Source organism: Micromonospora sp. CV4 (assembly GCF_003667455.1).
In the GTDB taxonomy this organism is placed as follows: domain Bacteria; phylum Actinomycetota; class Actinomycetes; order Mycobacteriales; family Micromonosporaceae; genus Micromonospora.
Genome location: NZ_RCVI01000427.1, coordinates 1 through 7,162, shown reverse-complemented (window position 1 = coordinate 7,162; position 7,162 = coordinate 1). Strand labels below are relative to the sequence as shown.

The following is a 7,162-nucleotide window of genomic DNA, read 5'->3' as shown; positions in this document are numbered from 1 at the left end:
GGGCCGGCGCGCCCCCTGCGCCTGCCCAGGCGACGCGGCCGCGCAAGCCCGCGGGCGGTGCGCCCACCGCGCCGGCGCTGCCACCGGCAACCCCGGCTCCTGATCCGGACGGGGTAGGCGGCTGGCGACCCCGCAAGTCGGCGCAGAGCGGAACGGGTACGAACTGACGTGGGGCCTTCCTACACGCTGTTCATAATGTGGCTATTCGTGGTCGTCGTGTTCGTCTCGATCGCGTTGGTGTCCCTCAGATCGACGCGCCATGGCGGGGATCGGGCGCAGCACCACCAGAGGTCACGACTTCACCTGCCCGGCTGCCGCAAGGACCGGTCCGGACGGAGTGAGCCGCAGTACGATCACCCGCCAGGTCCGCCCCATCACCAGCGGAAAAACGGCGTCGATCATCCGCACCGATCGGAGAAATCCGTGTCTCAGGCAGCTTTGAGCGGCGCGGGTCCCGACAACGGCCCCATCTTCGAAGCGCCGCCCGGACCGTCCGACCAGCCGCGACCGTCCGCCGATCCGGTGGAGTCGATCCGGACCGGCACCCCGGTGGCCACCGCACCACCGCCACGCGCCGCTCCGGCGGTGCCCGTAGAGCACGTCCTGGCGCCGGAAACCGCGATGTCGCCGCGCTTTTTGCCCGGCTCCAAGGCCGCTGGGATGCCGTGGCTGCTGCCCGCCGAGAGCGCCTCTCCATCCGGCGTCGCCGCTGACCAGGCGGTCCTAAGCAACCTCGAGGTGCGCGCCGCGTCTGTGATCGGCTCCGGTCACCGATGCGAGGAACCGGTCAAGCCGCGCCAGGACGCCTACCGCGTGGCCCGCGACCGCAACGGCGACTTCCTGGTCGTGGCGGTGGCCGACGGCATGTCCGACAGCGCCCGATCCGAGCTCGGCGCCGCCACTGCGGTCGGCACGGCGGTCGCGCTGGTACGACGCCATCTCGACGAGCGGCGGCCGCCGGAAAGCCTCAACGCGGCCGAACTGTTCCGCGCCGTCTCGGCCGCGCTGGTTCAGCAGGCAAAGGACCGAGGTTTGGACCCGAACGACGTACGCACGACGTTGGCCGTCGCCGTGCTGCCGGCGTACCGGCGGGACGGCCAGCCGCCGAAGGGCTGGGTCGGCCAGATCGGGGACACCCACCTCTGGCAACGTGACGACAGCGGCTGGAAGTGCCTGACCGGCAGGGCCAAGGACAGCTACAACGGCAGCACTTTGTCCACCTTCTTGCCGCACACGCCGGACGCCGCCGCCGGGTTGACGTTCGCCCTCGGCGACGGCGACACCGTCGCGGTGCTGTCGGACGGTGTCGCCGACGCTTTCTCCGAGGTGCCCGGCGCGGCCGGTTGGTTCGCCGAACGCTGGCGCAGGCCGCCGCCGCTCGCGTCCTTCATGCTCGACGTGGACTTCGACGCGCGGCAGCAGCTGGACGACCGGACCGCCGTGGTGGTGTGGGCTGGGCGGCAGAGCCCAGGTAAGGCCGCACTGCGATGAGCTACGTGACGATTCCGCCCGTCATGGAGGTGAGTCAGCTCGGCACCCTGTCCGACACCCCGGATTTCAAGCCCGCCGGGGAGAGCCTCGGCGTCTGGCGTACGCCCAACTTTCCCGGCTACCTCTTCAAGAAGTACAACGCCGAGGTGTCCAGGAAGGTCGACGCCGCCGTTCTGGACCGCCTCATTCAGCAGCCGCATGTCCTGCCGGATCCGTCCGAAGCGGCTTTCCTCGCCGCCAGCACTTCGTGGCCGGCCAGCCGGATCACCGAACATCAGCGGACCGTCGGCGTGATGATGCCGGAGGCGCCGCCGCGCATGTCCGTGACCTGGCTGCCGAGGTCGTACACCAACCCCACTGTGCGGCACAGCCCTCTCCCGATCGACTATCTGGCCAAGGACGACGACTGGCTGGAACAGCGCCAGATCCCCCGTCAGTCAGCGGCCGACCGGGATGCACTCTGCCGGAGCCTGGTCCGCGTGGCCTGCTTTTTCGAGCAGTGCGGGCTGGTCTACGCCGACTGGTCCTATGCGAACGCCTTCTGGCAGCCGCATGAGCACACAGTCTACATCTTCGACATCGACGGATCCTCCTACGGACCTCGGCCGCACGTATTCACCTCCGAGTTCGAGGATCCGCTCACGCCCAACCCACAGCCGGTCGACAACTGCACCGACCGCTATCGCCTTGCGCTGCTCGTCGGGCGCATCATCACCGTCCGGCGCAGCCAGCCGGATGTGAAGGCGGCCCTGGCTCGGATGGCCGGGCCCGTCCCGCAGACGCTGTTGGCCATGCTCTCGGGCTCCGGCGACCGGACGGCCCGGCCCACGCTCACCCAACTCGCCAAGGTCCTCGGAGTGCCCGTACCGCAGACCAAACTCATCGACGAGACCGGCGTGGACGGCTGGCGCCCGCTGAACGGCGGGAGCGGTCATGTCGCCCCCAGCCGTCCGAACACCACCACGAACGTCACCTCGCCACCGACGGCACCCGGATGGCGGCCCCGACGCGACTTCAAGGGCGGACGGCCGACGCATCCGCCCCCGGCGGACGGCGGACTCTTCGGCGGACGTGCGGTGGTGCCACGCCAGCCCGGCGCTCGATCGGAACCGGCACCCGTACCACCGGCTCTCCGGCCGCCGCCACCGCCGCCACCGCCGCCAGTGCACGCTCCCCCGACCAACTTGTCCACGCCCACCCCGGATTGGCCCGCCGTGATTGGTGGCTTGTTCGTCATCGCATTCGTCGTCGGCGTGCTGTTCCTCTGCAGCTATCTCATTCTCTGACACCCGAAAGGACACGGTCCGTGACCGAACCCATGATCAAGTCGAAGGTTCTACCCACATACCTCGTCGTTGACACGTCGAGCTCGATGAAGCCGCAGGAGCAGCTCCTGAACGACACCGTCGACCACGTCTTCGACGTTCTGGGCAACAGCCCTCGCGTATCTGAATTCGCCCACATCTCGATCGTCACCTTCAACACCGACGCCCACGTGGTGCTCGCGATGGCCGACATCGACCAGGTCTCTCAACTGCCAATGATCAGCTGCGGTGGGGGCACCAATTACGGCCGGATGTTCCAGGTCGTCAAGCAGCGCATTGATGCCGACATCGACGACCTGCGCAACCTCGGTCGCGCGGTGCTGCGCCCAGCAGTCTTCATCCTCACCGACGGCGCGCCGATGGACAAGAATTGGGCCGGCGACTTCGACGCCCTCACCAACAAGGGTTTCCGACGCCGGCCGCACATCATCTCGTACGGCTTCGGCAACGCGAACGCCGCGGTTCTCGGCAAGATCGCGACCAAGGCGGCCTACCTGGCGACCGAGGTCGACAACGAGAAGGAAGCCATCGTCAGCATGCTCACCAGCCTCCTGAACACGTTGGTCACCTCGGCCAACTCCCAGGAGCTGCGCATTCCGGAACAGGTCGACGGCTACACCCGGGTACCGATCGAGTATGTCGATTGAGGAGTACGCCACACGGCCGGAGCGGGCTGAGCGCTAGACGAGACCGCTCAGCCCGGTCACCGCCCGCCCCTACGATCATCGGGTTGATCTGACGGGTGCCCTCGTAGGAGTACAGGGCCTCCGAGGCGGCCACGAACCGGCCGATGTCGTAGTCCAGCACGATGCAATTGCCCGCCAGCAATTCGCGCTCAACACTACATCGCTCGGCGTCCGAGCCCGGAACTGCGGAACGTCAAACAACTCGGTTGGCGCAGCCGTCACCTGACTTCGTGAATTGGGCTCTCGGCCGGTCGAGCGTTGACCCGTCGTTGGTTGTCTCCGGGGCGGGATGGCCAGATGGCGACGATGGCGCTACCGGCGAGGTGGTTCTGGCTGCGGAAGAATCCGTGCCTGGCCGGGCTACGGCAGTGCCGGCACGACGTACCGGGCACTCATCGTTGGAGCGGCGACGAGTGGCTGGCGAGCGGACGATGGACATCGTGGCCCGGCTACGCGCCGAACGCCTGATGCAAGACCGCGACGGTGAGCAGCCCGGCCAGGGGTAACGCACCCCACGCGGGTCGCGGGGATCCGTGACCGCCGACCAGGCGTCCAGCAGTTCCGGTCTCTCACCCTCGGCGACTGCGGAGGGTGCCGCGTCAGGGCTGCTGGTGACTGCGGACAGTGCCGGGATCGCGCATGATGACATCGGCGGGTGAGGTCCTCGGGGTGTCGTGAAGCGTAGAAAACTCCATGATCACCCAGGCGATCTCACCCGCTCTTCCCGCCTCCACAGAGGCCACTCACCCCACAGATCCCCAGCTCAACGCATCCACCGCCCGACTACGCAATCGCCCTTGAAGGACAGCAGGCCCATGCCGTCCAGCCCTGTAGACCGGGACATTGCGTGGGCACGCGACCCGCAGCAGGCCAGTACGGCGCCAGGAGACGTCAAATAGCCTGCTTCTACTCCAATCGCTCCATTGCACCATAGGCTTCTCGAAGACGGTCAGTCACATCGACTGCATTATCAAGGCCAACGCGGATCTGACTCAGGGATACCCGGTGACCGGCGACCCACGAGCTCGCTCGGGCAGCTGACCTGACCTGGTCGACCGGAACCTCGACAGCGTGCTCAATGTCGTAGGTGACGCTACTCAGGATGACAAACACACAAGCATCGAAGCTCCAGCTCCGAAACGGCGAAAAGACGTGGGTACGCCGGCTGCCGGGCTCGATGACGCGGCACTTGATCTGCAACAGGGTGCCGTCCGCCGCACGAACATCCCAGCTCTTCTCCGACTGCGGGGCAAGCTTGCCGCGATAGGCCTTCGCAACGACGGACTCCGCCAGGTCGCCGGCAGGGGCATTGCGCGACCTAACAACGCCGCGCCGGATCAGCTCCGTGAGGATCCGAGAGTAGAGCCCGAGCAGTTGCCGGACACTCATCGATCGTATATCAGGATCGGTGGCCGTTTGCACGACGTGACGGTACACCCCGTGCGCGTACGAGTTCACCTCGCTCGGCGGTGGGTGTGACTGAGCGCCGGTGCTCAGTATTATCTGCCGATGCGGGATAAGCTGATCGACATCGTTCGTCGTGAAGGCGTGGGCCATCTTGGGGCCTACTTCACGCCCGGGGCGTACACCGGACAGTGGTTCGAGACCTTCGCGAGTGGCGGCGATCGTGTCGAGACCCGCGACAGAATCACCGTGGATGATCTCTATGCGGTGGAGGCGCTCAACGTCCAAGTTCCGTTCGCCGTCGGCAGAGCGCTGCTCGACGGCCAACTCGGCAGGGATATCAGCGCACGCTTGCGGAAGATTCCCACTGATGCAGAGCTGGGCACCCGCAGCGCCGCCGAGCTAATCGTCGATGGTGGGCACGCGGATCAGGCATGGCAGTTGCTGAATGATCGGAACAAGAAGACCGGTATCGGCTGGGTGATTGCGGGCAAGCTGCTGGCTCGCAAACGGCCCAAGCTCATCCCCGTCTACGACTCGATCGTCAGCTGCCAGTTCGGAGCGCCGACGCACGTGTGGCTGAGGCTGCACGACCGGCTCACCGAGAACGGCGGTGACCTGCGCGCTGCCCTCCGCGAAGTTCGCACGACCTCGGGCGTAGGCGACAGAGTGAGCATCCTGCGGGTCCTGGATATCGTCCTGTGGAGACGACACGTTAAGGAACACTGGCGGGACAAGCCAACGACGTGTCCGCAGCGTGGGTCTGTGGAGCTCTGATGGGCACCTCAGGGCGAATGCCCGGTTAAGCAACCGAGCCACTACGCCACGCCGCTTGGCGAGCTGAACGCGGCAAATGAGGATGGAGCTAACCCGCCTGCCATCTGACGAGACAGCCCATCTCCGACCATTCCCCGAGAACAGCGGGAGGGCCGTTCTGGGTAAACGGCACACCCGCTCGATGTCTGAGGTCCAGATCGAGCGGGTGTGCGTTCCTGTCGGCTGTTTACCGGCCAGTGTGGATCGGCTCGACCATCGCCCTAATCATGCCCGCCCGATGCGCCGAGTTGGAGGATAGAAGGACGATGACAGCTCCGGCTACAAGGACGCCGACGACAGCCGCGCGAGTCCACGACGACAGGCCCGACTGAAAGGTTCCGCTCTCCAACACGATCTCCTACACGCTTCGGCGACCGGGCTGGAGACAGGCAAGACTCAGCTCGGCCATCTATGGACCAATGACAGAGGTCCCGCTCCGACTGGGCGGAGACCTTGTGCTCTGACCACGCACTGTGTAGGTGCCGCTATGTATTCACTCGTGTTCCGTCTGGTCTCTTCTATAGAAGGCTCGTTCGGTACTCGGCACCGAAGTTCGCCGCGAAGCATCGACCAGAGGGTCAGACGCCGCCCCGGGGGCTGGCACTTGCCGGACAGCGTAACCGACCACCACGACCACTGCTGCGAAGGCACGCCAGCCGGCTGAGCAGTCTGTCGGCCGAGTTGGGTGACAGCGATGCGTTGAGTAACGGCGGCGATGGGGACTCTGTAGACGCACTCTCACCCAGATGGTCGAGTGCGCTCATCTCGGCTCCGAACGCCGAACCCGTCCGCATGCCCCCGGGTCACCTCGGTGGGGTCCTTTGCGGCGTCGGCGGCATCGGGGTCGGGCGAGTGCTCGGCCAGGTAGCGGGCTAGTTGCCCCGCGGCGAGGAGGTAGTTGTACCGGGTCGTCTCCGGGTAGTTGCCCGCACGCAGCATCCGGTCCCAGTCGCGCAGGTATCCCGCCCAGGTCGAGGACAGGTCGGCGGTGAGCTTGTTCAGGTCCAGTAGAGCCATGTCTGCTCACCCATCGGGTCAAGGGGTCGATAAGCGGCGTGCTCCACCTCGACGAACCACCTTGAACACGAAAGAGGGTTTCCACAGGCTCTGAGCTGTGGAAACCCTCTCGTTGTCGGGACGGCCGGATTCGAACCGACGACCCCTTGACCCCCAGTCAAGTGCGCTACCAAGCTGCGCCACGTCCCGCCCCCGCGTGGTTTCCCTCGCGGCAGCCGATACAGCTTAGCGCAGCAGCCCCCGCTCCTCCGCACAGGCCCCACCCGGGTTGCGGCACCACCGAACCACCCCACAACCCCTACGGCATCCTAGGAGGGTACGTGGAAGGAAGGGCAAGAAAATGCCGGACGGGCAAAAACCCATCCGGCATTTTCTTGCCCTTCCTTCCACGTACCCTCCTAGGATGCCGTAGGGGTTGTGGGG

At 66.2% G+C, this 7,162-nt stretch carries 6 protein-coding genes and 1 tRNA gene; 4 read left to right on the top strand and 3 right to left on the bottom strand.

Going from position 1 to position 7,162, the window contains the following annotated elements; genetic code table 11:
• The first annotated feature begins 195 nt into the window (after nucleotides 1-195).
• The 3 genes from EAD98_RS29535 to EAD98_RS29525 are packed head-to-tail and all read left to right on the top strand — an operon-like array spanning nucleotide 196 to nucleotide 3,463.
• Nucleotides 196-1,491: a protein phosphatase 2C domain-containing protein gene (locus EAD98_RS29535; RefSeq protein ID WP_121657228.1), complete on the top strand. Its 1,296-nt coding sequence runs from the start codon at nucleotides 196-198 to the stop codon at nucleotides 1,489-1,491.
• Nucleotides 1,488-2,777 (top strand): hypothetical protein, encoded by a 1,290-nt coding sequence (locus EAD98_RS29530; protein ID WP_147457526.1) that lies wholly within the window; start codon nucleotides 1,488-1,490, stop codon nucleotides 2,775-2,777. Before EAD98_RS29535 ends, EAD98_RS29530 begins: the two co-directional genes overlap by 4 nt.
• Before the next feature lie 20 nt (nucleotides 2,778-2,797).
• Entirely contained in the window at nucleotides 2,798-3,463 is a 666-nt protein-coding gene (locus EAD98_RS29525; protein WP_199723611.1) for a VWA domain-containing protein, read from the top strand.
• Nucleotides 3,464-4,408: 945 nt separating this feature from the next.
• Here EAD98_RS29525 and EAD98_RS29515 read toward each other — a convergent pair.
• Nucleotides 4,409-4,924, bottom strand: coding sequence for a hypothetical protein (locus tag EAD98_RS29515; RefSeq protein WP_233584026.1), 516 nt, complete (start codon nucleotides 4,922-4,924; stop codon nucleotides 4,409-4,411).
• A gap of 87 nt (nucleotides 4,925-5,011) precedes the next feature.
• On the opposite strand from EAD98_RS29515, the gene EAD98_RS29510 reads away from it, so the two are divergent.
• Nucleotides 5,012-5,683, top strand: a complete 672-nt coding sequence (locus EAD98_RS29510) for a DUF6308 family protein (RefSeq protein WP_147457525.1) — start codon at nucleotides 5,012-5,014, stop codon at nucleotides 5,681-5,683.
• A 777-nt stretch (nucleotides 5,684-6,460) separates the two neighbouring features.
• On the opposite strand, the gene EAD98_RS29505 is transcribed toward EAD98_RS29510, so the two are convergent.
• Both EAD98_RS29505 and EAD98_RS29500 read right to left on the bottom strand, forming a co-directional pair.
• Nucleotides 6,461-6,739, bottom strand: coding sequence for a hypothetical protein (locus tag EAD98_RS29505; RefSeq protein ID WP_233584025.1), 279 nt, complete (start codon nucleotides 6,737-6,739; stop codon nucleotides 6,461-6,463).
• 115 nt (nucleotides 6,740-6,854) lie between these two features.
• Nucleotides 6,855-6,928 (bottom strand) — tRNA-Pro (locus EAD98_RS29500).
• Nucleotides 6,929-7,162 lie beyond the last annotated feature (234 nt).